Here is a 380-nt window from a genome sequence, read left to right on the forward strand (position 1 = left end):
GCTGCAGCGGGTGGCGTTGCTCCGGCGGCGGGGGGCGTCGTTGCCGCATCAGCCGTTGGCGGTGCGGTTCCAGCCGCCGGCGGCATCGGATTGGCCGCGTCGGTCGTCGGCGCCGCAGCGGGAGGCGTTTGCGTGGCAGGCGCAGGCGCGGCACCGGTCGGCGCAGGCGCCGTTGCCGGGGCGGGCGGCGGCCGCGAGGTCAGCGCCGCGACGGATTCGCCTTCGCCGATCGTGGCCTGTCCGCTAGCCGGACCGGGATCGGTCTCCTTGCCCTCGGGCGTCAGGCGCTGCGTGAACTTGGTCGCCTCGGCCGGTTCGCCGGCGCCCGCCGCCGGCGGCGCCGCCGCGGCGTCGGCGGCAGGCTTGGCCGGCTTCACCAG

1 pseudogene is annotated in these 380 nt (G+C 78.2%); it reads left to right on the forward strand.

Going from position 1 to position 380, the window contains the following annotated elements:
- Positions 1 to 132: 132 nt before the first annotated feature.
- Positions 133 to 380, forward strand: a pseudogene (locus EOA24_RS44215) (hypothetical protein); the annotation flags it as partial.

It is taken from the genome of Mesorhizobium sp. M2A.F.Ca.ET.039.01.1.1 (assembly GCF_003998035.1).
Classification (GTDB): Bacteria; Pseudomonadota; Alphaproteobacteria; order Rhizobiales; family Rhizobiaceae; genus Mesorhizobium.